The sequence below is a fragment of the Methylobacterium sp. J-068 genome, from assembly GCF_022829445.1.
GTDB lineage: Bacteria > Pseudomonadota > Alphaproteobacteria > Rhizobiales > Beijerinckiaceae > Methylobacterium.
Genome location: NZ_JAKSXY010000122.1, coordinates 406,497 through 427,109, shown reverse-complemented (window position 1 = coordinate 427,109; position 20,613 = coordinate 406,497). Strand labels below are relative to the sequence as shown.

The window sequence follows — 20,613 nt, the reverse complement described above, 5'->3', positions numbered from 1 at the left end:
CGTCAATGGGGGGTTAAGAGGACCGGGAGGATTAAGAGGCTCGGGACGACCGGGTGCTCAGAGCGCGCGTTCGAAGCGCAGCTCACCCTTCTGGCTCTTGATCACCAGTTGCGAACCGACGAGATCCCACTGGGCCGCCGTGCGCAGGGCGATGAAGTAATCCTGCTCGCTGACGCTGAGGCCCTTGTCGCAGGGCTTCTTGGTCAGGGCGAGGGGGCCCACGGCGATGTGCTGTTCCTTGAGCGGGAAGGCGGTGGCCGCGAAGGTGTTGCAGCCGCCGTAACCGCGGGCGCGGTACTGCTTGTCGATCATGAAGCTCGGACGGTCGCCGCCGCCGAACGCCTTGCCGTTCAGGCTGACGGCGGTCCAGGTCGCATCGAGGGGGAAGATCTTTTCCTGCGGCTTGGCGGCCGGGACGTACTGCTTCTTCTCGGGCTTCTCGCGGGCGTCGCGGCCGAAGCCCGTGACGTTGTTCCCCATCTGCGCGGTCGCTGCGGTGCTCATCGCTCCGGTCGCGATGGCGCCGGCCACCACGGCGATTCGAAACGCTCTCATCGTCCAGCTCCCGTCCAAGGTTTCGTTCCTGCATAGAGCGCGTCGCGCGCCGCAACGGTGTCGTCCCGGACCTTGAGGAAGCGGCGATGTTCGCGCGCGAAACGCATCGGTCGGGATGGTTGTTGCGCCCCATCCGATAAGATTCCAGCACAAATATGGTCAAGACGGCGCGAGGCCCGATTCAGCCCTCCGTCGAACTGATCCCCGGCAAACCGCTCGGGCGGTCGTGACGTTCGCGTTGAACGAACCCGTCACGCTGCCGTTGTCCGCCTGAACGTGGTCGACGAGGGAGACGAGACGGTGGTGGGATCGGATGAGGGAGCGGCGAGTGGTCTGCGGCTCGATGGCCTGGGCGTGAACATCATCAGCCCGGCGCAGTCACGGGCGGCGCGCGCCCTGCTGAACTGGTCCGAGGCCGACCTCGCGGGAAAGCTCGGGCTCGGAGAGGACGTGGTGCGCGACTTCGAATCCGGTGGCCGGACGCCACCCTCGGGCCAGATCGAGGCCCTGCGCAGCACCCTGATGACGCACGGCGTCGTCTTCAGCGAGGCGGGCGGCTCGGACGGTGTCCGCCTGAGCGGACAGGGTCAGGGTGAGGGCACGCGCCTCGATGCCCTCACCACCGAGAACGACCGCTAGGCCTCCGCCCCCGCTCCGGAGCGAGGGCCTCCAGGCGTTCTTGCCTGAGGCACTCTTGCTTCAGGCGCTCTTGGCGAACGCCTTCAGGTCGTGCCGGGGATCGGCCGCCGCCTCGGGCGTCAGGGGCAGGCCGAGGCTGAGGATGCGCCGCGCCGCCATGTGGTCGGCGGGGCGGTCCACCGATTCGACGCCGGAGAGAACGCCGTCGCGGTAGCGAAAGACCGAAAGGCCGGTCTCCGACGCGCGCGCCACGCTGGTGTCCGACGGCCGCGTCAGACCGGCGATCTGCAGCTTGTGCGGGCCCTGGTCGCTCCAGAACCACGGCACGGCCGCGTAGGCGGCGGGGCGGCCGGTGAGGCGCGCGGCGAGGCAGCGGGCCTGGTCGACCGCGTTCTGAACCGATTCGATGCGCACCGGCGCACCCTCGGCGAAGCGGCTCGGCACGCGGGCGCAATCGCCGAGCGCCGAGATCGCCGGATCGGAGGTGGCGAGGAACGCGTCGGCATGGATACCGTCGCCCACCACGAGGCCCGCCGCCTCGGCGAGTTCCTGATTCGCCACGACGCCGATCCCGACGAGGACGAGGTCCGCCGCCACGACCGACCCATCGCCGAGCCGGACGCCCGTCGCGACGCCCGCCTCGCCTTCCACCGCCCGCACCGCCGCACCGAAGGCGAATGCGACACCGGCCTCACGGTGCGCCCGCGTGAAGAACGCCGCCATCTCCGCCGAGACGGCCCGCGCCATCGGCCGGTCGGCGGCCTCGATCACCGTGACGGGGAGGCCGCGCCCGGCGCAGATCCCGGCGAATTCGAGCCCGATGAAGCCGGCGCCCACGATCGCGATGGCGCGCGCCGCGCTGAGCGCGCTCTTGAGCGCATCGGCATCGGCGAGCGAGCGCAGCTGATGCACGCCGGCAAGATCGGCGCCCGGGACCGGCAGCGCCCGGTTGCGCGAGCCGGTGGCGAGGACGAGGTGGTCGTAGGCGAGCGCGCTGCCGTCGCTCAGTTCCACGAGGCGCGCCGCGCGGGCGATCGCCGTCGCGGTAACCCCGGCGCGATGGAGGATGCGGTGCTCCGCGAAGAAGGAGGCGGGGCGCAGGCAGAGGCCCGTCGCATCGGTCTTTCCGGCGAGGTAGGCCTTGGAGAGGGGCGGGCGCTGGTAGGGCAGGCCCTCGTCTCCCACCAGGGTGATCGGATCGGCGAAGCCCGCCTCGCGCAGGGACGCCGCGACCTGGAAGCCGGCCTGTCCCGCGCCCAGGATGACGACGCCGGGCGCGCTCGCATCCTGAGCGTCGCCTCGGGGGCTCATGCCTCGAACTCCGCCGTGACGGGTGACGGGTTGGGCGAGAGCCGGAGTTGCGGCAGCCAGCGCCCGCCATCCTTCGCCACGTAGTCCCAGAACGCCGCCGCCGCCGGTCCCAGCACCTTGTCGGCGCGGCGCACGGCGTACCAGTCGCGCCGGATGGGCAGGCCCTGGACGTCGAGGACGATGAGGCGGCCGCTCTCGAGTTCGGCAGCCACCGTGTGGGCGGAGATGAGCGCGATGCCGAGGCCGGCCATCACCGCCTGCTTGATGGTCTCGTTCGAGCCGGAATCGATCCCGAGGCGCGCCCGCCGGATCATGATCCCGCTCATGAATTCCTCGAACACCGTCCGGGTGCCGGAGCCTTCCTCGCGCACCAGGAAGGATTCCTGAGCGAGTTCGGCGCGGGTCAGCCCGGTTCGGCCGGCGAACGGGTGGTTCGGCGCGGCGATGATGACGATCGGGTGCGGACCGAAGATTTCCGCCTCGATCGCGAAGTCGCGCGGCGGCCGCCCCATGATGGCGAAGTCGATCTCGTAGTTGCGAAGCGCCTCGACCATGTTACCCCGATTCCCCACCGTGAGGTTGATCTCCACCCCCGGGTACAGCCCGACGAACCCGGCGATCACCCCTGGGGCGAAGTACTTGGCCGTGGAGACCACGCCCATCGCCACGCGCCCGCCGCTGCCCCCCTTCAGGGTCTCGAGGCGGTCGGCGCAGGTTTCCAGCACCGTGTTGATGCTGTTGATCGCCCAGAGCATTTCGCGGCCTGCATCCGTGGGTTTCAGGCCGGTGGGCGTTCTGTCGAACAGCATCAGGCCCGCCTCCTCCTCCAGCTGGCGGATGCGCGCGTAGAGCGCGGCCGAGGTGACGTTGAGCTCCTGCGCGGCCCGCGTCATGGTGCCGAGGCGGGCGACCGCGGCGACGGCCTGGAGCTGTTTCAGGGAAAGGTTGCGCATGAGGCGGTTCTAGTTTTTTTGGAATGGCCCGCAAGTTTTTTCAGAATTCTTTCGGTGATACGATGCGGGGGATCGCGGGTCGGATGCGCCGGCGGCCCTGGTGTCGTCGTGCGTTCCCGTGCCAAGGGCAGGGCGTGACGGGCCAGGACGCGACGGCGACGCGGCGGGACGTCGGGTTGCCCGGGATCGCCCGGCCGGGAATTGAAGAAGGACGGACATTCATGTCGACGGTGTCTCTGGAGTTCGGGTCCACCCTCGCGGATTGCCTCGCGCGGGTGGTCGCGGCCGATGCGCGGCTCGCCGACGCGGCCGCTGTGGTCGCGGCCTGCGCCGAGGCGGCCGTCGACGTCAGCGAGGTGATCGGCCGGGGCATGCTCGGGGGCGCGGACCTCGCCGCCACGGGCGAGCACAACAGCGACGGCGACGTCCAGAAGGCCCTCGACGTGCTGGCGCACGAGCGCTTCACCGAAGCCCTGCGCGGCGCGCCGGTGGCGGTCGTGGCCTCGGAGGAGGCCGAGGGCATGATGCTGCTCGATTCCGGCGCGCCGCTCGCCGTGGCGATCGATCCCCTCGACGGCTCGTCGAACATCGGCGTCAACATGGCGGTGGGCTCGATCTTCGGCATCCGCCCCGTCGTTCCGGGGGAGGCGGGCTCCATCGCCGCCTTCACCACGCCGGGTTCGGAGCAGATCGCCGCCGGCTTCGTCACCTACGGCCCGGCCACCTCCCTCGTGGTCACCCTCGGCCACGGCACCCAGATCTACACCCTCGACCGCGCCGAGCGGACCTTCCGCCTCACGCATCCCAGGATCGAGGTCGTTGCCGCGGCCAAGGAATACGCGATCAACGCCTCGAACGCGCGGAACTGGGACGGCCCGGTGAAGGCCTATATCGAGGATTGCCTGCGCGGCTCGGAAGGCCCGCTGGACAAGGACTTCAACATGCGCTGGCTCGGCTCGCTGGTGGCGGACGCCCAGCGCGTGCTCCTGCGCGGCGGCGTGTTCCTGTATCCGGGCGACAACCGGAAGGGCTATGCCCAGGGCCGCCTGCGCCTGCTCTACGAGGCCGCTCCCATCGCCATGCTGATGGAGCAGGCCGGGGCGGGGGCCATCGACGGCGAGGGCCGCATCCTCGACATCCGGGCCACCGGCATCCACGAGCGCGTGCCGCTGATCTTCGGGTCGATCGACGAGGTGGCCTGCGTCGCCAAGTATTACGGCGGCCGCAATCCCGCCGCCGGCCGCTCGCCTCTCTTCGGGCAACGCGGCCTGATGCGCAGCTGACCCGCGTTCCGAGAACGTCATGTCGGCGCGTCACCCCATCATCTCGGTCACCGGCTCCTCGGGCGCCGGCACGACCTCGGTGCGCAACACCTTCGAGCAGATCTTCCGCCGCGAGGACGTGAGCGCGGTCTATATCGAGGGCGACGCCTTCCACGCGTTCGACCGCGACACGATGCGGCGCAAGATGGTGGAGGAGCCGAACCTCAGCCACTTCGCCCCGCGCGCCAACCTGCTGCCCGAGCTGGAGGAGGTGTTTCGCACCTACGCCGAATCGGGCGGCGGGCGCACGCGCCACTACGCCCACGATGCGGCGGACGCCGCCCATTACGGCACCGAGCCCGGCACCTTCACGCCCTGGGAGGATTTTCCGCCGGGCTCCGACCTGCTGTTCTACGAGGGCCTGCATGGCTGCGTCGTCGACGACAACGTCGACATGGCGCGCTACGCCGACCTGAAGATCGGCGTGGTGCCGGTGATCAACCTCGAATGGATCCAGAAGCTGCACCGGGACCGCTCGTTCCGGGGCTATTCGACGGAAGCCGTCACCGACGTGATCCTGCGGCGGATGCCCGACTACGTGCAGACCATCTGCCCGCAATTCACCTGGACCGACATCAACTTCCAGCGCGTGCCCACGGTGGACACCTCCAACCCCTTCATCGCCCGGTGGATTCCGACCGCCGACGAATCGATGGTGGTGATCCGCTTCAAGGACCCGAAGGGAATCGATTTCTCCTACCTGATCTCGATGATCCAGGGCTCGTTCATGAGCCGCGCCAATTCCATCGTGATCCCCGGCGGCAAGCTCGACCTCGCCATGCAGCTCATCCTGACGCCGATCATCATGCAACTCGTCGAGCGCAAGCGCCGGATGGCGTAGGGCTCCGGACGCTCCGCAAGAGGACCCACCCCATGAACGGCCCGATCATCTCGCCCTCGATCCTGTCGGCGGATTTCGCCACGCTCGGCGAGGAGGTGCGCGCCGTGTCCGAGGCGGGCGCCGACTGGATCCACCTCGACGTCATGGACGGGCACTTCGTGCCGAACCTCACCTTCGGCCCGGCGGTGATCAAGGCCCTGCGCCCGTACTCGGCCAAGCCCTTCGACGTGCACCTCATGATCGCGCCCGCCGACCCCTACCTCGCGGCCTTCGCGGAGGCCGGCGCCGACACGATCTCGGTCCACGTGGAGGCGGGACCGCACATCCACCGCTCGCTCCAGGCGATCCGGGACCTCGGCAAGCGCGCCGGCATCGCCCTCAACCCGGGCACGCCGGCGAGCGCCGTCGAGCCGCTCCTCGACCTCGTCGACCTCGTCCTGGTGATGACGGTCAATCCGGGCTTCGGCGGCCAGAGCTTCATCCCCTCCACGCTGGAGACGATTGGCCGCCTTCGCGCGATTTGCGCCGGGCGCGCCATCGACATCGAGGTCGATGGCGGCATCGGTCCCGAGACCGTGGCCCTGGCCGCGCGCGCCGGCGCCAACGCGTTCGTGGCCGGCAACGCCGTGTTCAAGGGTGGTCCGGCGGGCTATGCCGAGCGCATCGCGGCGATCCGGGCCGGCGCCGCAGCGGTGGGAGGCGGCCCCCTCTCATGCTGAGGGCGCTGATCTTCGACGTCGACGGGACCCTGGCCGAGACCGAGGACCTGCACCGGCAGGCCTTCAACGGCGCCTTCGCGGGCCTCGGCCTGGACTGGTCGTGGTCGCCCGCCCGCTACGCCGATCTCCTCACGGTGATGGGCGGCAAGGAACGCCTGCGCCACTACGTCGAGACCGAACATGGCGCCGAGATCGAGACCCTGCGCCCGCGCCTCGGCGAGATCCACGATCTCAAGACCCGTCTCTACGGGGATCTCGTGGAGGGCGGCGGCCTCACGCTCCGCCCCGGTGTCGCGCGGCTGATCGCGGAGGCGCGGAGCGCCGGCATCAAGCTTGGCGTCGCCAGCACCACCAGCCGCCCCAACGTCGATACCCTCCTGCGGGTCAACTTTCCCGAGGGTGATCTGCCCTTCGACGTCATCGCCTGCGGCGACGAGGCGGCTCGCAAGAAGCCCGCGCCCGACGTGTTCGACATCGCCCTCGAGCGCCTCGCCGTCGCGCCCTCGGAGGCGGTGGCGTTCGAGGATTCCGGTCCCGGCATCCGCTCCGCCCTCGATGCCGGCCTGCCCGTGCTGGCCACCCGCAGCCGCTATACCGAGAGCCACCGCCTCGACGGCGCGTTCTCGGCGGTCTCGGATCTCGGCGAGCCCGGCGCGCCGCACCGGCACCTCGCCGGCCATGCCTGGCCGGGCGGAATCGTCACCCTGGATGCCCTGCGCGCCTGGCACGCGCGCGGGACGGCCTGAGGCCGCGGGCGTCAGCGCGGCCCGCGCCGGCGTCCCTCTGTCCGACCTCGCGTCTCGCCCTCGGCGCGCGTGGCGAACAGCATCGTGCCGGCGACGATCCCGAGCGCCCCCGCGAGCCCGAGCTTGAGCCAGCGCGGATTGGCCGCCACCACGTCTCTCCGCGCCCGCGCGTCGAAGCGGCCATGGGCACCGGGATCGGGGTCGGTGAGGTTGTCGGGGCGGTCCCGGTTCGCGGCCTTGCTCGTCATCTCCCCACGATAGCCGTTGCGCGCCAGATAGCCATCGATGAAGCGACCGTGATCATGGCGTTGTCGACCCGGACGTCGATGCCGCCCCTTGCGCGACCACGATCTCCCCGACCGCATCGGCCTCGGCCGCCGCATCACCACCTCCCACGCTGCGGCGCAGCGTTGTCATCGGTCGCGCCTGCGGCCTATAAGCCGGCCAACCCCGTCCCACCGGCATCGTGGACTGAGCCGCCCGGCATGTGGCCCTCGCGATCCGGCCTCCTTACCTTCAGGGTCACGTCATGGCCGGCCATTCCCAGTTCAAGAACATCATGCACCGCAAGGGCCGCGTCGATGCGGTCCGGTCGAAGATCTTCGGCAAGCTCGCCCGCGAGATCACCGTGGCGGCCAAGCTCGGCCTGCCCGATCCGGCCATGAACGCCCGCCTGCGCGCTGCCATCATCGCGGCCCGCGCCGAGAACGTGCCCAAGGACAACATCGAGCGCGCGATCAAGAAGGCGCAGGGCGCCGATGCCGAGAGCTACGACGAGATCCGCTACGAGGGCTACGGCCCCGGCGGCGCCGCGCTGATCGTCGAGGCGCAGACCGACAACCGCAACCGCACGGCGAGCGACGTGCGCTCGGCCTTCACCAAGTCCGGCGGCAGCCTCGCCGAGACGGGCGCGGTCTCCTTCATGTTCGACCATGTCGGGCTCGTGGAGTTCGACGCCAAGGTGGCGGATGCCGACACCATGCTGGAAGCCGCCATCGAGGCCGGCGCCGACGACGTGCGCTCGGACGAGACCGGACACGAGATCACCTGCGCGCAGGATGCCTACGGCGAGGTCTCGAAGGCCCTGGAGGCCCGCTTCGGCGAGCCGCGCCGCACGGCGCTGGTGTGGAAGGCGCAGAACACCATCGAGGTCGACGACGAGACCGGCGAGAAGCTGATCCGCCTCGTCGAGGTGATCGAGGACCAGGACGACGTCCAGAACGTCTTCGTCAACTTCGCCCTCTCGGACGCCCTGATGGAGAAGCTCCAGGGCTGAGCGCCCAGGAGTTCGGGTTTCACGCGGCCTCGACGGTGTCGAGAAAGCGGTTCACCTCGGCGCCGAGCCGATCGGCCTCGCGCGCGAGGACCGAGGCCGATGCGAGAACGTCGGCCGCGGCCGTCCCGGTCGCTCCGGCCGAGCCCGCGACGCCCCCGATGGTAGCGGTGATCGCGCCGGTGCCCGTGGCGGCCTGAGCCACGTTGCGGATGATGGCCTGCGTCGCCGTGCTCTGCTGATCCACGGCGGTCGCGATCGCATCCGCCGCGCTGCTCATGGTGCGGATGCGCGCGGCGATGCCCTCGATGGCGGCCACCGCCTCGCTCGTCGTCCCCTGGATCGCGTTGATCTGCTGCGCGATCTCCTCGGTGGCCCGCGCGGTCTGGTTGGCGAGTTCCTTCACTTCCGCCGCGACCACCGCGAAGCCGCGCCCGGCCTCGCCGGCGCGGGCCGCCTCGATGGTCGCGTTGAGGGCGAGCAGGTTCGTCTGCCCGGCAATGCCCGTGATCATCCCGACGACGTCGCCGATCCGCGCGGCGCCCGCGCTGAGGGCCTGGACCAGCCGGCCCGTCGCGTCGGCCTGCCCGACCGCGCCCTGCGCCATGCGTGCCGATTCTCCGACCTGACGCCCGATCTCCCGGACCGAGGCGCCGAGTTCCTCTGCGGCGGCGGCGACCGTCGTGACGTTGCTGGCCGCGCCCTCGGCCGCACTCGCGACCGCGCTCGCCTGTCCGGCCGTGCTGTCCGCCGTGCCCGCCATCGCGCGGGCGGTCCCCTGCATCGCCCCGGCGGCCTGCGTGACCCGGCCGAGGATGCCGCTCACCGTCGACGCGAAGGAATGGGCCGTCTGCTGCATCGCGGCCTTGCGCTGGGCCTCCGCGCCGGCGCGCGCCAGGGCCGTCTCCGCTTCGAGCGCCCGCATGCGGTCCATCTGGGTCCGGATGGCCTGCTCCGAGGCCGCCTCCGCGGTGAAGGCCGCCGCGATGGTGTTCGCCACCCAGGCCAGCACGCCGGTCTCGAGGACCAGGATGACCGCGTGCAGGACTACGCGCCCCAGGTTCGAGCGGGCGACGGCCTGCGGGAAGATCAGCATCGGCATCGCGAGGTCGAGGGTGAGGTGGTGCCCCGCGATGGCGGCCGCGCAGGCCACGAGCACGTGCCAGTCGCACCAGGCCACGGTCAGCGCCATGCAGGCGAAGAAGTACACGTGCAGGTCGATCTGCCACGGATGTCCGGCGAAGGCCGCGAGCAGGACGGCCGCCATGCCGATCAGCGACAGGCTGCTGACGAGGCGGGTCGTCACCCCGGTGGGAGAGCGCCGCCATGCCAAGGTGCTGATCCCCGCCAGGAAGACCGCCACCAGGACGCAACCCGTCATCGGGTTGCCGCTGAACCGGGCGGCGAGCGCGACGACCGGCAGGTGCAGCCAGAGGAAGACGATGAGGAACCGGCCGAACGTCCGCCGGAGGGGTTCGAGGTTCGTCATCGCCGGTTCGGGTCCTTCAGAGGCGCTGGGATTGGGAAACGGGATCACAGCCGCTCGCGAAGCCGGCATCGGCGACGAGCCGGGCGCCGGAGGCGTAGAGGGGAGCGACGAGGTCCGAAGGGCCGGCGGTGACCACGATAACGTGGCTTCTTCCGCCCATGCGGAGGATCGATCCGCCCGCGCGGGCGGCGAGCCCGGTCATGTCCTGGCCGGGCGCACCGATGACCGCCACCGTCCGGGATGCCGGAGCGGCCAGGAGATCGCGTGGGGTCAGGAGACCGCGTGGTGCGAGGTCGGCCGCGACCACCGCGAGACCGGCGGCGCACCTGTTCGGAAGACGCGTGTCCGGGCGATTCGAAGACACATCGTTGACCACGAGGAATCCAATCCCGCATCGGACCATCCTCGATGAATAGACGTCGATCCTCTAAGAACCTCTTACGCGGCCTGTCTTCGCTCGCGGACCTGACTGGCCGAAATCGGATCCGCCGGCTTTCAAGGCGCGCGCGTCTCGTCGAATCAGGACAATGTCGTGGACGACGACTGTCGCGCTGCCATCACGGCGCGAGTTCCTCGGAAACGATGCGACGGCGTCTTGCCGATTGTTTCGCTCGACGGCAGCAGGGCGTGCCATGCCTCAGACGGTTGCTCCCTTCGGGATGGCGGATTGGGGCTTGGCTCAGGCGTTGTGCTGGCTGAGCGAGACCGTCTCCGCTTCGATCGAGCGGAGACGGTCTCGCATGGCATGCCCCGCATCGGCACCGAGGCTTCCATGTCCGGGGCGCGCCTTGGCATAACACTCCGTTCACGGTATGTCCCTAACGCTCAGGTCGGCGCGATGCTCGCGCCCGGAGCCCTCCGATCCATGTCCGTTCGTGCATGACTCTTCCCGTCCGCATCCTCGGCATCGACCCCGGCCTGCGCCGGACCGGCTGGGGCGTCGTCACGGCCACCGGCACCAAGCTCGCCTATGTGGATTGCGGCGTCGTCACCTCCGACGGGGACCTGCCGCTGGCCCTGCGCCTGCGCGAACTCTACGAGGGCATCACCCGCATCGTGGAGGCGTTCCGGCCGGACGAGGTCTCGGTGGAGGAGACCTTCGTCAACAAGGACGCGCAGGCGACCCTGAAACTCGGCCATGCCCGCGCGGTGGCGCTGCTCGTTCCGGCGCTGGCCGGGATGCCGGTGTTCGAGTACTCGGCCAATCTCATCAAGAAGACGGTGACCGGCTCGGGGCACGCCGAGAAGGCGCAGATCCAGGCGATGGTGAAGTTCCTGCTGCCGACGGCCGCGTTCAAGGTTGCGGATGCCGCGGACGCCCTCGCCATCGCGATCGCCCATAACAGCCACCGGGGCTCGCACGCCCTGAAGCGCACCCATGCCCCGCTCGCCGGCACGAGCGCGCTCGCCGCCGCCCGCATCGCGGCGGCGCTGGCGCGCGCCTGAGCGCGCTTGGCCCTCACTCCACGGCCTTGAACTCGCCCTCGAGCCGCAACGAGACCTCGTCGCCCAGCACCGGCAGGAAGGCGTTGATGCCGAAATCCGAGCGCTTGATCACCGCCCGGCCATCGAAGCCGACGGTGTAGGCCTTGTTCACCGGGTTGATCCCGGCCTGGTTGAAGGTGGCGTCGAAGGCCACCGGCTTGGTGATGCCCTTCAGGGTCAGGTCGCCGTTGACCCGCGCCGTGGTCGGGCTCGTCGGCTCGATGGCGGTGGCCGTGAAGGTGGCCTTCGGAAACTTCGCGGTGTCGAAGAAATCGGGTGTCTTGAGGTTCTGATTCAGCCGGTCGTTCAGCCCGTTGACGCTGTCCGTGCCGATCGTGACCGTGAGGCGAGATTTCGCCGGCTCCTTCGGATCGAGGACCGCCTCGGCGCTCACATCCGTGATCTGCCCGTAATAGGTCGAGAAGCCGAGATGGCTGACCGACCAGGTGATCTTGCCGTGCGCGGAATCGAGCACGTAGGCGCCGGGGCGCACCTGGGTCGGATCGGTGGTGGGGCCGGCCGGTGCGGGCCCCTCGGCGGCGACCGGCCCGGTGAGGAGCGTCAGGACGAGGCAGAGAGGCAGCGCGATGGGGCGCATCGGGTTCGTCATCCGTGGCGTTCGAGGCATGGCCGTCCTTGATTCCACGAACCTTCGTCCGCCTCAAGGCACCGCGCCGAGGCGAAGGGTGCGGGGTGACGCGGGACGACCGCATCGGCGCATGGCGTTCGCGCGTGCGGACTTGTAGGCAGGCGCCGACGGCGCGAAGGGCGGTGGTGCGATGATCGGCAAGCTGAAGGGCGTGGTGGATTCCTACGGCGAGGATTTCGTGATCCTCGACGTGCAGGGCGTCGGCTACGTGGTCCATTGCTCGGCGCGCACGCTGCAGCGCCTGCCGGCCATCGGCGAGGCGGCGGACCTGGCGATCGAGACCCATGTCCGCGAGGACATGATCCGCCTCTACGGCTTTCGCTCGGATGCCGAGCGCGAGTGGTTCCGCCTGCTCCAGACCGTGCAGGGCGTGGGAAGCAAGGTGGCGCTCGGGCTGCTCTCGGTGCTCGAACCCTCCGCGCTCGCCTCCGCCATCGCCATGGGCGACAAGGGCGCGGTGGCGCGGGCGCCCGGCGTCGGGCCGCGCCTCGCCGCCCGCCTCGTGGCCGAGCTCAAGGACAAGGCGCCGGCCTTCGCGCCGATCGATCCGGCCGTGATCGCCCTGTCGGGTGCGGTCGAGGCTCGCACCGCGCCGCAGCCCGTCAGCGACGCGATCTCGGCCCTGGTCAATCTCGGCTACGCGCCGGTCCAGGCCTCCGCCGCCATCGCCGAGGCGCTCAAGGGGGCCGGCGAGGGCGCCGAGGCCAAGACCCTGATCCGCCTCGGCCTGCGCGAACTCGCGCGCTGAGCGACGGGCGTCGACGCGTGGGCCGGGGGAATGCTTCGTGCGCGAGGAAATTGTGCCCTTGAATGGGCTCACTCCCGTTGCCAGCTTGGATGAAGGACGCTAACCTGCTGAAAATAAAGCAGTTTTCAATCGTTCTAAACTAACGTCCAATGCGGTGCGGGGGCTTCACTTTCGAGCTTCGGCCCCAACACCGCCTCAGATCCGACGAAGTGACCGGGTGAAGAACGCCTGCCCGGTTGCCTCACCCCACGGCACACGCTTCGCACGAGTTACGGTCCCGCATGATCGTCTGTTCCTGCAACGTCCTGTCCGACCGCGCGGTCCGCGCCTGTCTCCACCGGGGGCCGGATTGTCCGCGCACACCGGCCCAGGTTCAGGCCTGCCTCGGGTGCAGCCCGAAATGCGGGCGTTGCGCCCGCACCATCCGGTCCATCCTGCAAAATGCGCTCGACGAGGCCGCGCATGCGTGTACGGCGACTTGCGCGAGCACCTGTAGTTTGGTCAAGGTCCAAACTGCGGAGGAGGGGATCGCCGCCTGAGCGCCCATGACGGGTGCTGACGCTCCCTTCCGGCTGGTTATGCCTCAAGGGAGATTGGGCGGATGAAGGGTGATGCGAAGGTCGTCGAGTACCTCAACCGGGGACTGCGCAGCGAGCTCACGGCGGTCAGCCAGTATTGGCTCCATTTCCGCATGCTCAACGATTGGGGATACATCGATCTCGCCAAGTTCTGGCGCAAGGAATCCATCGAGGAGATGAACCACGCGGACCGGTTCGTCGATCGGATCCTGTTCCTCGACGGCTTCCCGAACCTTCAGGAACTCGATCCGCTGCGGATCGGCCAGAACGTCCAGGAGATCATCGAGTGCGATCTCGCCGCCGAGAACGAGGCGCGGTCGCTCTATCTCGAGGCCGCCAAGTACTGCGATTCGATCAACGACCGCGTCTCGAAGCGCCTGTTCGAGGATCTGGCCGAGGACGAGGAAGGCCATATCGACTTCCTCGAGACGCAGCTGGAGCTGATCTCGCAGGTCGGCCTGCCGCTCTACGCGCAAAAGCATATCGGCGGCCTCGAGGCCATCGCGCCGGAAGCCGAGTGACGTGACGTCCCCGCGGCGCATCGCGCGCCGCGGGGTTTTTCAAGATTCGAACACGCTCCAGTAGACCTCGCTCAAGGGGAGCGACGCCTGGATCGCGAAGAGGTCAAGGGTCGCGTCGATTCCATCGACCACCCGGAAGCCGCTCCAGGCTCCATCGACGCGATCGTAAACTTCGAGGTGGGGCCGGTCGCGCGCCGCGAGAACGTAGTGTTGCAAGGCCGGCAATTGCTGGTAGATCCGCCACTTCTCCAAACGGTCCCGCGCCTCCGTGCCGGGAGAAAGCACTTCGATCAGCACCGTGGGATTGTCCACCGAGGTCGCGCCCGCTTCGATCCCGCCGCACACGACGAGAACGTCGGGCAGCAGCGCCGCGTCGAGAGGGCGGCTCTTCATGTAGAAGGTCTCGGCGAACGTCTGGCAGGACGATCCTTTCGCCCGGAAGCCCTGATGCAGGTGGCTCGCGATGTTCTGGACGATCCGACCGTGCTCCCAGCGCGCGCCGACCATCATCCGGACGACGCGGCCGCTGATCAGTTCCCAGCGCTCGTTGCGCGGCTTGTCGGCCAGCAATTCCTCGAAATCGTCGAACCCCATCCTCTCGAATTCGGCGGAAGCGTTGCCCATCGTGCGCGTCCCTGGCGGCCACCCGCCGCTTCCGCGAATGTAGCGCGATCGGTGTCGTTGTGCGACATCGGCCCTGAGAACAGACGATGGACGCGGCCCCGCCGGGCCCCACCGAGAGCCCGTGTGAGCAAGTCACCCAGAACGCCGAAACCGCCGGCGCCGAAATCGCCGACCCTGCATCCGCTCCCCGAATCGCTCCTGACGCCCGAGCGGCGCGAGGACGATCTGGAGCAGTCGATCCGGCCGCTCAACCTGTCCGAATTCATCGGGCAGCGGGCGGCACGCGCCAACATGAGCATCTTCATCGAGTCGGCGAAGAAGACCGGCTCGGCCCTCGACCACGTGCTGTTCGTCGGGCCGCCCGGACTCGGCAAGACCACGCTCGCCCAGATCGTGGCGCGGGAACTCGGCGTGAACTTCCGCTCCACCTCCGGTCCGGTCATCGCCAAGGCGGGAGACCTCGCGGCGCAGCTGACCAACCTCGAGGAGCGCGACGTGCTCTTCATCGACGAGATCCACCGCCTCAACCCGGCGGTGGAGGAGATCCTCTATCCGGCCATGGAGGATTACCAGCTCGACCTCATCATCGGTGAGGGGCCGGCCGCGCGCTCGGTGAAGATCGAGCTGCCGAAGTTCACGCTCGTCGGCGCCACCACCCGCGCCGGCCTGCTGACCACCCCCCTGCGCGACCGTTTCGGCATCCCGATCCGCCTCGAATTCTACGACGTGGACGAACTCGAGCTCATCGTCAGCCGCGGCGCGCGGGTGCTCGGCCTCGGCATGTCGCCGGAGGGCGCCAACGAGATCGCCAAGCGCGCGCGCGGCACGCCGCGCATCGCCGGGCGCCTGCTGCGCCGGGTGCGCGATTTCGCCATCGTGGCCGACGCGCCGACGGTGACCCGGGCCATCGCCGACCGGGCCTTGCAACTCCTCGACGTGGACCCCGCCGGCCTCGACGTGATGGACCGCAAGTACCTCACGATGATCGCGGCCTCCTTCAACGGCGGTCCCGTCGGGATCGAGACCATCGCGGCGGCGCTGTCGGAGCCCCGCGACGCCATCGAGGACATCATCGAGCCGTTCCTGATCCAGAAGGGCTTCGTCCAGCGCACGCCACGGGGGCGCATGCTCACGCCGCACGCCTTCCGCCACATGGGCTTTCCCGAGCCGCGCCGGGAATCCGGCTCGCAATTCGGTCTGTTCGGGCGCGACGAGCCGGAGGCGTGACGGATCGATCCGCCACGCCTCCGCCGCTGCGATCGTCCGGGCAAGCGGCGGAGAGGCCGATACCGTAGCGAACCGTTCCCCGACCTCGTGCCGGGGAACGGTCGGGGTCCCTCAGGGGGCCTTCTTGGTCTCCATGCAGGTCGAGAGGTCCGCGAAGGCCTGCTTCATCGGTCCGAGGGCGAAGGGCACCTGCGTGCCGTTGGCCTGGATCGTCACGCTCTGGCCGGACGTCAGGCTCTGCACGGCGGCGGGGTCGTGCGGAATGTCGATCGTCACCGTGTGCGCCGTGTCGGTCTTCGTGGTGAAGGGCATCGCCGAACCATTGTCCACGGCCCAGGTGCCCTGCACCGCGACGCCCTTGTCGAAGGGGAATTTCGGCGTGTTGGCGATCAGCGCCAGATTCTGGCCCACGCCGACGAGGCCGAGGCCGAGGGACTCGCTGTGGGCGAGGCAGCCCACGAAGTCGGGGCCGGTCCCGCCAATGGTCATCACCGAATAGGCGCCGGTCGCGGCGGGCGCCGTCGCCTTCGGGGCGGGCGCCGGGGCGACGGGACTCTGGGGCGCGGCCGCCATCGGGGCGGCGACCTTGGTCGCATTGCAGCGCCGCAGCGATTCGTAACCTTCGGCGAAGCCCCCGATGTTGAAGTCGGCCTTGCCGTTGTCGAACTGCAGGACGATGGTCTTGGCCGCCATCAGGTTCGGGACGATGCTGTCGGGAAACGCTGCCGTCAGGGTCTCGGCATCCCCGACCCAGGCCGACTTGGCGGCATAGCGGTTCTTATCCAGGAACATCGGGGCCTTCACTTTCTCGTCCTTGTCCCACCCCCACTTCTCGTAGACGAGCACGAGGACGGCCTCCGATCCGTTGAGGGCGAAGATGACCGCGTTGACGGCGTTGTCGTCCTCCTTGTCCTTGTAGGTGTGGCTCATCAGGCAGGCATTGGGGCTCGTGCTGCCGACCGTGCGCTCGATTTCCCAACCCTTCACCGTCTCGAACGCCTGCCGGTCGGCCGCCGAGGCAGCACCGGGCAAGATCATGGACAGCAAAGCGGCCGAAGCCGAAACCAAATTCAGAATTGATCTCACGATTTTTCTCCGAAACGCTCGATATTCTATTTTCTTGGACTCGTGTCGCAGTGCGTTGACGTGAGATCATTCAAGACAGGATCTGTCTCGAAATCGAACCGGTCCGGCAGTGCCGACTTTTTCGCGAATCGATCAGGAATTCGATTGCAGATATTTTCTTAAAGGCGACATATTGCGGGTCAAGCGCGCGTTCACGGAAAGCACAGGACAAGTCGCGCGCGAGGGCGAGCGAGCGTGGCCCGGCAACGTGTCTCGCGGAACGTCGCGGAGCGGGTGTGCGGCGGACGGGAAACCCTGAGCGCCCGCCATCGGTCGACGGATCGACCGGCGATGACCGGGATGGGCCGGATTACCGGATGTCCGTAATCTGGTAGGGCGGCCCGCACGAACAGGGACGGCGCCCGGTGACAGGCCGGGACCGCCTCACGGCCCTCGAATCCGGGAGTCTCGCGTTGAGCGGAACCGATCCATCAGGACTGCACAGTCTTCCCGTCCGCGTCTATTACGAGGACACCGATTTCTCCGGCTTCGTCTACCACGCCAGCTACCTGCGCTTCATGGAGCGGGGACGGACCGAGCTGCTGCGTGGATTGGCGGGCGACCAGTCGGACCTGCACCGCGACGCGGCCGGCCTGCATTTCGTGGTGCGCCGGATGGTGATCGACTACGTGAAGCCCGCGCGGATGGACGATCTCCTGGAGATCCGAACCTGGACCGCCGCGATGAAGGGCGCCTCGATGCACCTGGCCCAGGAGGTTCGGCGCGGCGATCTGGTGCTGGTCAAGGCCGAGGTCGTCGTCGCCTGCGTCCGGGACGGCCGGGCGATCCGCCTGCCGGACACCCTGCGCGCCGCCCTGATGCCCGGCGGGCTCCAGGCCGACACGGCGCTCCCATAGCGCGCCGCCGCCCTTCCCGCCACTGCGTCCGTCGCCGTCCGGTCCCGCGTCCGGGGCCTCGCCTCGCGCCCATCGGGTAAGACGATGTCTTCGGCGGCCGGGACGGGAACGGGGCGCAAGGGAATATTAACCCTGCGGGGCGCTTAAATGCGTCCGGGCCGCATCTGTGCAGTGCACAAGTCCGGCCCATACTTTCGACAGATTCGCAGACCATTGAGCCTTGAAATCGCTCACGGTTCCGGTTGAAGCGCGAGAGACCGGCCCATCGGTTTCGCGGCGGCTCTGCGCGGGGTTTTTCGAGGATCGAGTCATGAACCCAGCCGATGCGATGCAGGCGATGCCGGCACCCGACATGACGCTGCTCGGCCTGTTCCTGCAGGCCCACTTCGTCGTCAAGGTCGTGATGCTCGGGCTGATCGGCGCCTCGGTCTGGTGCTGGTCGATCATCGTCGACAAGACCCTGCTGTTCCGCCGGACCAAGGCCGAGATGGATGCCTTCGAGGAGGCGTTCTGGTCGGGCCGCTCGCTGGAGGAACTCTACCGCTCCTTCAACGACCGGCCGGCGGTGGGGCAGGGCGCCCTGTTCGTGGCCGCCATGCGGGAGTGGAAGCGCTCCTTCGAGGGCTCGGGCCGCCAGATCCAGAGCCTGTCCCAGCGCATCGACAAGGTGCTCGACGTGACGATCCAGCGCGAGGTCGAGCGCCTCGAGTCCCGCCTGCTCTTCCTCGCCTCGATCGGTTCGGCCGGCCCCTATATCGGCCTGTTCGGCACGGTCTGGGGCATCATGACCGCCTTCACCTCGATCGCGGCCTCGAAGAACACCTCGCTCGCCGTGGTGGCGCCCGGCATCGCCGAGGCCCTGTTCGCCACCGCGATCGGCCTGTTCGCCGCGATTCCCGCCGTGCTCGCCTACAACAAGCTGCAGGCCACCGTGGCCAAGAACCAGTCGCGCCTCGAGGGCTTCGCCGACGAGTTCTCCGCCATCCTCTCGCGGCAGATCGACGAGCGCCTCTCGCTGGTCGCCTGACCCGAACTCGAAAGTCGAGGAACCATCATGGGCATGGCCCACGGAGCAGCGCAGGGTGGTGGCAAGCGGCGCCGCCGCGGCCGTCGCCACGGCGCGATCAACGAGATCAACATGACGCCGTTCATCGACGTCGTGCTCGTGCTGCTCATCGTCTTCATGGTGGCGGCCCCGATGATGACGGTCGGCGTGCCCCTCGACCTGCCGCAATCGAAGGCGAGCCCGCTCAACTCCGACACCAAGCCGGTGACGCTCTCGATCCGCCAGTCGGGCCAGGTCTTCCTCGGCGAGTCCGAACTCTCCGACGACACCATCGTGCCGAAGCTGACCGAGAGCTCGAAATCCGGCTTCGAGGAGCGTGTGTTCGTGCGCGGCGACAAGCGGGTCGATTACGGCCGCGTCGCCCAGGTGATGGCGATCGTGACCGGCGGCGGCTTCAAGAAGGTCGCTCTGGTCACCGAGCCGGACCAGCGGTAGCGGGCGCCGGCGGTGCGGATCCCCTTCAAACGCAGTGAGCCGGGTGTCTGGGTCTCGGCGGCGACGCATGTCGGCCTGCTGACGGTCGCCCTGCTCTCGGTTGCCGCCCCGGCCCTGCCCGATGCGCAGGAGGGCGTGCCCGTCGAGGTGATGACCGAGCAGCAATACTCGGAACTGACCAAGGGCGAGCGCAACGCCGACGCGCCGCAGCCCAACGCCATGCCGCGCGCCGACCGGCTCGCGCAGAAGGTCGAGGAGCGCGAGCCCGAGAACGCCCCGGTCGATGCCCCGGCCCCGCCGAAGCGCCCCGCCGACATGAAGGTGGCGAGCGCCGAGGAAATGCCGCTGCGTTCCAGCGAGCCCGATCCGAACGCGGCGGCGGAAGCCGCCAAGGCCGCCAAGGCGGAGGCCGCGAAGGCGGAGGCGGCCGAGAAGGCGGCCAAAGCCGCCGAGAAAGCGGCCGCGGCGGAGGCCAAGGCTGCGGCCGAGGCGAAGGCTGCGGCAGCCGCGGAGGCCAAGGCGGCCGCCGCCAAGGCCAAGGCCGAGGCGGTGAAGCGCGAGCAGCTCGCCGAACTGATCGAGAAGCAGGAGGCCGAGGCGGAAGCCAAGGCGGAGGCTGCGGCCAAGGCGGAAGCCGCAAAGGCCGAGGCCGCGCGCAAGGCGAAGGCCGACGCGAAGGCGCGGGCCGAGGCGGAAGCCAAGGCCGAGAAGGAGGCCGAAGCCAAGGCCAAGGCCGTGGCGGACGCCAAGGCGAAGGCGGAGGCCGAGCACCAGAAGGAACTCGCGGAGGCCAAGGCCGAAGCGGACGCCGCCGCCAAGGCCGACGCCGCCGCCAAAGCCAAGGCCGACGCGGCCGCCAAGGCGAAGGCCAAGGCGATGGCCGATGCCAGGGCGAAGGCCGACGCGGAAGCCAAGGCCAAGAAGCAGGCCGAACTCGCCGACAAGTTCAGCGCGGGCGATATCCGCTCTCTGCTCGCCTCGAAGGCGCCGTCGCAATCCACCGGCGCCACCGGGCGCGAGGTGCAGCGCACGGCGTCCCTGGGGGCCGCCACCGGCAACGCCCAGCGCCTGTCGCCGTCCTTGCGCGACGCGCTCGTGGGTATGCTCCAGCAGCAGATCGAGCGCTGCTACGTGGCGCCGCCCGGCGCGACGCAGGGCGTCGTCCTGCCGATGCTCGACATCCGCCTGAACCCGGACGGCACGCTCACCACCGAGCCCCGCATCATGCGCGGCGGCGCCAACGCGGTGGACCGCTCCATCGCCGAGGCCGCCCAGCGCGCGGTGCGGCGCTGCGCGCCCTACAAGATTCCGGCCCAGTACGCGCCCTACTACAACGACTGGAAGGCCATCAACGCCGAGTTCGAGTTCTCTCGGGTGTGATGGGACCTATGGTCGATGATCCTGGACTCGGACCGATGCCCGATCGCGAAAGCCCTGCGCGGCATCCTGC

Annotated in this window: 24 protein-coding genes; 15 read left to right on the top strand and 9 right to left on the bottom strand. The window is 69.2% G+C overall.

Translation table 11 applies throughout. The features are described 5' to 3' along the window. Positions 1 to 57 precede the first annotated feature (57 nt). Positions 58 to 555: an META domain-containing protein gene (locus MKK54_RS22315; protein WP_244014350.1), complete on the bottom strand. Its 498-nt coding sequence runs from the start codon at positions 553 to 555 to the stop codon at positions 58 to 60. 300 nt (positions 556 to 855) lie between these two features. Between MKK54_RS22315 and MKK54_RS22310 the strand changes: the two genes are divergently transcribed. After that, on the top strand, positions 856 to 1,194 hold the full coding sequence (locus tag MKK54_RS22310; RefSeq protein WP_244014348.1) for a multiprotein-bridging factor 1 family protein: 339 nt from the start codon (positions 856 to 858) through the stop codon (positions 1,192 to 1,194). A 60-nt stretch (positions 1,195 to 1,254) separates the two neighbouring features. On the opposite strand, the gene MKK54_RS22305 is transcribed toward MKK54_RS22310, so the two are convergent. Together MKK54_RS22305 and MKK54_RS22300 are read right to left on the bottom strand one after the other, a co-directional pair. Beyond that, positions 1,255 to 2,505, bottom strand: a complete 1,251-nt coding sequence (locus MKK54_RS22305; protein ID WP_244014346.1) for an NAD(P)/FAD-dependent oxidoreductase — start codon at positions 2,503 to 2,505, stop codon at positions 1,255 to 1,257. After that, positions 2,502 to 3,458: a LysR family transcriptional regulator gene (locus MKK54_RS22300; protein WP_244014344.1), complete on the bottom strand. Its 957-nt coding sequence runs from the start codon at positions 3,456 to 3,458 to the stop codon at positions 2,502 to 2,504. Before MKK54_RS22300 ends, MKK54_RS22305 begins: the two co-directional genes overlap by 4 nt. Before the next feature lie 221 nt (positions 3,459 to 3,679). Between MKK54_RS22300 and MKK54_RS22295 the strand changes: the two genes are divergently transcribed. From MKK54_RS22295 to MKK54_RS22280, 4 genes are read left to right on the top strand one after another with little or no spacing between them, the layout of a single operon-like run. After that, positions 3,680 to 4,741 carry a class 1 fructose-bisphosphatase gene (locus tag MKK54_RS22295; RefSeq protein ID WP_244014342.1) on the top strand — a complete coding sequence of 354 codons (1,062 nt, stop codon included), beginning with the start codon at positions 3,680 to 3,682 and terminating at the stop codon, positions 4,739 to 4,741. Between the two features lie 19 nt (positions 4,742 to 4,760). After that, on the top strand, positions 4,761 to 5,621 hold the full coding sequence (locus MKK54_RS22290; RefSeq protein WP_244014340.1) for a phosphoribulokinase: 861 nt from the start codon (positions 4,761 to 4,763) through the stop codon (positions 5,619 to 5,621). A 32-nt stretch (positions 5,622 to 5,653) separates the two neighbouring features. Continuing rightward, positions 5,654 to 6,340 (top strand): ribulose-phosphate 3-epimerase, encoded by a 687-nt coding sequence (gene rpe, locus MKK54_RS22285; RefSeq protein WP_244014338.1) that lies wholly within the window; start codon positions 5,654 to 5,656, stop codon positions 6,338 to 6,340. Continuing rightward, complete coding sequence (locus tag MKK54_RS22280; RefSeq protein ID WP_244014336.1) at positions 6,334 to 7,086, top strand: HAD-IA family hydrolase; 753 nt, start codon at positions 6,334 to 6,336, stop codon at positions 7,084 to 7,086. The genes rpe and MKK54_RS22280 overlap by 7 nt, the downstream gene beginning before the upstream one ends. Before the next feature lie 11 nt (positions 7,087 to 7,097). Here MKK54_RS22280 and MKK54_RS22275 read toward each other — a convergent pair whose 3' ends face one another. After that, on the bottom strand, positions 7,098 to 7,334 hold the full coding sequence (locus MKK54_RS22275) for a hypothetical protein (protein ID WP_244014334.1): 237 nt from the start codon (positions 7,332 to 7,334) through the stop codon (positions 7,098 to 7,100). A gap of 281 nt (positions 7,335 to 7,615) precedes the next feature. Between MKK54_RS22275 and MKK54_RS22270 the strand changes: the two genes are divergently transcribed. After that, entirely contained in the window at positions 7,616 to 8,362 is a 747-nt protein-coding gene (locus MKK54_RS22270; protein ID WP_244014332.1) for a YebC/PmpR family DNA-binding transcriptional regulator, read from the top strand. Positions 8,363 to 8,381: 19 nt separating this feature from the next. Here MKK54_RS22270 and MKK54_RS22265 read toward each other — a convergent pair whose 3' ends face one another. Together MKK54_RS22265 and MKK54_RS22260 are read right to left on the bottom strand one after the other, a co-directional pair. Next, on the bottom strand, positions 8,382 to 9,848 hold the full coding sequence (locus tag MKK54_RS22265) for a methyl-accepting chemotaxis protein (RefSeq protein WP_244014330.1): 1,467 nt from the start codon (positions 9,846 to 9,848) through the stop codon (positions 8,382 to 8,384). Positions 9,849 to 9,864: 16 nt separating this feature from the next. Further along, on the bottom strand, positions 9,865 to 10,155 hold the full coding sequence (locus MKK54_RS22260; protein WP_244014328.1) for a hypothetical protein: 291 nt from the start codon (positions 10,153 to 10,155) through the stop codon (positions 9,865 to 9,867). A 572-nt stretch (positions 10,156 to 10,727) separates the two neighbouring features. Here MKK54_RS22260 and ruvC point away from each other — a divergent pair. Further along, entirely contained in the window at positions 10,728 to 11,294 is a 567-nt protein-coding gene (gene ruvC, locus MKK54_RS22255; RefSeq protein ID WP_244014326.1) for a crossover junction endodeoxyribonuclease RuvC, read from the top strand. Positions 11,295 to 11,307: 13 nt separating this feature from the next. Here ruvC and MKK54_RS22250 read toward each other — a convergent pair whose 3' ends face one another. Further along, positions 11,308 to 11,931, bottom strand: coding sequence for a YceI family protein (locus MKK54_RS22250; protein ID WP_244014324.1), 624 nt, complete (start codon positions 11,929 to 11,931; stop codon positions 11,308 to 11,310). A gap of 181 nt (positions 11,932 to 12,112) precedes the next feature. Here MKK54_RS22250 and ruvA point away from each other — a divergent pair, with 181 nt between their 5' ends. From ruvA to bfr, 3 genes are all read left to right on the top strand, one after another. Continuing rightward, a complete protein-coding gene (gene ruvA, locus MKK54_RS22245) occupies positions 12,113 to 12,730 on the top strand; it encodes a Holliday junction branch migration protein RuvA (protein WP_244014322.1) in 618 nt (205 codons plus the stop codon). 281 nt (positions 12,731 to 13,011) lie between these two features. Next, a complete protein-coding gene (locus tag MKK54_RS22240) occupies positions 13,012 to 13,269 on the top strand; it encodes a bacterioferritin-associated ferredoxin (protein WP_244014320.1) in 258 nt (85 codons plus the stop codon). A 62-nt stretch (positions 13,270 to 13,331) separates the two neighbouring features. After that, positions 13,332 to 13,829: a bacterioferritin gene (bfr, locus tag MKK54_RS22235; protein ID WP_244014318.1), complete on the top strand. Its 498-nt coding sequence runs from the start codon at positions 13,332 to 13,334 to the stop codon at positions 13,827 to 13,829. A gap of 39 nt (positions 13,830 to 13,868) precedes the next feature. On the opposite strand, the gene MKK54_RS22230 is transcribed toward bfr, so the two are convergent. Further along, positions 13,869 to 14,453, bottom strand: coding sequence for a Uma2 family endonuclease (locus MKK54_RS22230; RefSeq protein ID WP_244014316.1), 585 nt, complete (start codon positions 14,451 to 14,453; stop codon positions 13,869 to 13,871). Positions 14,454 to 14,627: 174 nt separating this feature from the next. On the opposite strand from MKK54_RS22230, the gene ruvB reads away from it, so the two are divergent. Then, on the top strand, positions 14,628 to 15,680 hold the full coding sequence (gene ruvB / locus MKK54_RS22225) for a Holliday junction branch migration DNA helicase RuvB (RefSeq protein ID WP_244014668.1): 1,053 nt from the start codon (positions 14,628 to 14,630) through the stop codon (positions 15,678 to 15,680). A gap of 111 nt (positions 15,681 to 15,791) precedes the next feature. On the opposite strand, the gene MKK54_RS22220 is transcribed toward ruvB, so the two are convergent. Then, positions 15,792 to 16,718 carry a hypothetical protein gene (locus MKK54_RS22220; RefSeq protein WP_244014313.1) on the bottom strand — a complete coding sequence of 309 codons (927 nt, stop codon included), beginning with the start codon at positions 16,716 to 16,718 and terminating at the stop codon, positions 15,792 to 15,794. Positions 16,719 to 17,218: 500 nt separating this feature from the next. On the opposite strand from MKK54_RS22220, the gene ybgC reads away from it, so the two are divergent. The 4 genes from ybgC to tolA all read left to right on the top strand — a co-directional run bounded on the left by ybgC (position 17,219) and on the right by tolA (position 20,543). Continuing rightward, a complete protein-coding gene (gene ybgC, locus MKK54_RS22215) occupies positions 17,219 to 17,662 on the top strand; it encodes a tol-pal system-associated acyl-CoA thioesterase (RefSeq protein WP_244014311.1) in 444 nt (147 codons plus the stop codon). Positions 17,663 to 17,972: 310 nt separating this feature from the next. Continuing rightward, complete coding sequence (tolQ, locus tag MKK54_RS22210) at positions 17,973 to 18,689, top strand: protein TolQ (protein WP_244014309.1); 717 nt, start codon at positions 17,973 to 17,975, stop codon at positions 18,687 to 18,689. A gap of 27 nt (positions 18,690 to 18,716) precedes the next feature. Further along, the gene (locus tag MKK54_RS22205) at positions 18,717 to 19,163 is read left to right on the top strand and encodes an ExbD/TolR family protein (RefSeq protein WP_244014307.1); all 447 of its coding nucleotides are present in this window, start codon (positions 18,717 to 18,719) and stop codon (positions 19,161 to 19,163) included. Positions 19,164 to 19,175: 12 nt separating this feature from the next. Further along, the gene (gene tolA, locus MKK54_RS22200; RefSeq protein WP_244014305.1) at positions 19,176 to 20,543 is read left to right on the top strand and encodes a cell envelope integrity protein TolA; all 1,368 of its coding nucleotides are present in this window, start codon (positions 19,176 to 19,178) and stop codon (positions 20,541 to 20,543) included. The last annotated feature ends 70 nt before the right edge of the window (positions 20,544 to 20,613 follow it).

Excerpts from the sequence above, each read along its gene's own strand:
- MKK54_RS22315 (WP_244014350.1), bottom strand. The coding sequence starts at position 555 with ATGAGAGCGTTTCGAATCGCCGTGGTGGCCGGCGCCATCGCGACCGGA.
- MKK54_RS22305 (WP_244014346.1), bottom strand. The coding sequence starts at position 2,505 with ATGAGCCCCCGAGGCGACGCTCAGGATGCGAGCGCGCCCGGCGTCGTC.
- MKK54_RS22300 (WP_244014344.1), bottom strand. The coding sequence starts at position 3,458 with ATGCGCAACCTTTCCCTGAAACAGCTCCAGGCCGTCGCCGCGGTCGCC.
- MKK54_RS22295 (WP_244014342.1), top strand. The coding sequence starts at position 3,680 with ATGTCGACGGTGTCTCTGGAGTTCGGGTCCACCCTCGCGGATTGCCTC.
- MKK54_RS22290 (WP_244014340.1), top strand. The coding sequence starts at position 4,761 with ATGTCGGCGCGTCACCCCATCATCTCGGTCACCGGCTCCTCGGGCGCC.
- rpe (WP_244014338.1), top strand. The coding sequence starts at position 5,654 with ATGAACGGCCCGATCATCTCGCCCTCGATCCTGTCGGCGGATTTCGCC.
- MKK54_RS22280 (WP_244014336.1), top strand. The coding sequence starts at position 6,334 with ATGCTGAGGGCGCTGATCTTCGACGTCGACGGGACCCTGGCCGAGACC.
- MKK54_RS22275 (WP_244014334.1), bottom strand. The coding sequence starts at position 7,334 with ATGACGAGCAAGGCCGCGAACCGGGACCGCCCCGACAACCTCACCGAC.
- MKK54_RS22270 (WP_244014332.1), top strand. The coding sequence starts at position 7,616 with ATGGCCGGCCATTCCCAGTTCAAGAACATCATGCACCGCAAGGGCCGC.
- MKK54_RS22265 (WP_244014330.1), bottom strand. The coding sequence starts at position 9,848 with ATGACGAACCTCGAACCCCTCCGGCGGACGTTCGGCCGGTTCCTCATC.
- ruvC (WP_244014326.1), top strand. The coding sequence starts at position 10,728 with ATGACTCTTCCCGTCCGCATCCTCGGCATCGACCCCGGCCTGCGCCGG.
- MKK54_RS22250 (WP_244014324.1), bottom strand. The coding sequence starts at position 11,931 with ATGCGCCCCATCGCGCTGCCTCTCTGCCTCGTCCTGACGCTCCTCACC.
- ruvA (WP_244014322.1), top strand. The coding sequence starts at position 12,113 with ATGATCGGCAAGCTGAAGGGCGTGGTGGATTCCTACGGCGAGGATTTC.
- MKK54_RS22240 (WP_244014320.1), top strand. The coding sequence starts at position 13,012 with ATGATCGTCTGTTCCTGCAACGTCCTGTCCGACCGCGCGGTCCGCGCC.
- bfr (WP_244014318.1), top strand. The coding sequence starts at position 13,332 with ATGAAGGGTGATGCGAAGGTCGTCGAGTACCTCAACCGGGGACTGCGC.
- MKK54_RS22230 (WP_244014316.1), bottom strand. The coding sequence starts at position 14,453 with ATGGGCAACGCTTCCGCCGAATTCGAGAGGATGGGGTTCGACGATTTC.
- MKK54_RS22220 (WP_244014313.1), bottom strand. The coding sequence starts at position 16,718 with ATGATCTTGCCCGGTGCTGCCTCGGCGGCCGACCGGCAGGCGTTCGAG.
- tolQ (WP_244014309.1), top strand. The coding sequence starts at position 17,973 with ATGAACCCAGCCGATGCGATGCAGGCGATGCCGGCACCCGACATGACG.
- MKK54_RS22205 (WP_244014307.1), top strand. The coding sequence starts at position 18,717 with ATGGGCATGGCCCACGGAGCAGCGCAGGGTGGTGGCAAGCGGCGCCGC.